This is a genomic window from Dysgonomonas sp. GY617 (genome assembly GCF_015233815.1).
Taxonomy (GTDB): Bacteria; Bacteroidota; Bacteroidia; order Bacteroidales; family Dysgonomonadaceae; genus Dysgonomonas_A.
The window spans coordinates 1-876 of record NZ_JADCLR010000043.1; the positions used below are offsets into that span (position 1 = coordinate 1).

1 protein-coding gene is annotated in these 876 nt (G+C 36.9%); it reads left to right on the forward strand.

Annotated elements, in window-relative coordinates; all coding sequences use genetic code 11:
- On the forward strand, positions 1 to 736 hold a 736-nt coding region (locus tag IR022_RS19815; RefSeq protein ID WP_206759623.1), incomplete at its 5' end, for a WG repeat-containing protein.
- Positions 737 to 876: the final 140 nt, after the last annotated feature.

An 876-nucleotide genomic window follows, 5' to 3' on the forward strand; every position in this document is an offset into this window, starting at 1 on the left:
AGATGAAAATGCAAAAAAGATAGGGGTTATGGACAAAAATGGGAACATTATTATTGCTCCCTCTAAAGGGTGGATTGACGCCCCTTTTCCCGGATTTTTTACGGTAAAGGATACTCTAACCGCTTTATATGACGGAGAAGGAAAGATTCTTCTTCCCCAAAGGTACTCTCGGATAGAGATTATAAGGGGGTATATTTATGCTACACAATATATTGAATCAAGAGGAATTAGAACTATTTACGACCTGAATATGCGTCAAATAACCAAGGATAATTGGGATGCCCAAACTGCATTTAAGAATCATTCGGATCTAGTAGTGGTGGAAGACGAAAACGGAGATGCGTTTTACATTAACAATCAGGGTGAGATAATAATTCCTCCAACCAGTGAATATGTATTTCTTACGGGATTTTGCTTCGGTTCAGCCCTTGTTTACACTGGAGACTACTCTAATGGTACGATAAAATACGGATATATAAACGATAAGGGCCATATAATAATTGAACCTCAATACGACCGTGCCTTACCTTTTCAAGGAGAATATGCTTATATAGAGAAAAATGGTGAGCCTATGTTAATTGACAAAAGTAATACGATATATAAAAAGTTACCTTCAGCGTCAACGTTGTCTAGTTGGAGAAACCTCTCAGACACTGATCCCGCAGATACCCGATATTACTTAGAAAACGAAATGGTATTAGACGGTTATGGCAATGAGGTTAAGGATATGCAGTGAATCGAAAAGCCTGCATACATAAAATCAGCCGGTAAAATAGAAAATCAGGCAATGATATTTTATCAATTGCCAGCTATATTATAAGTTCTGATTGAGCGTCTCATTTTCTTATAAAGTCGATTATCAATTCGGGATTAATT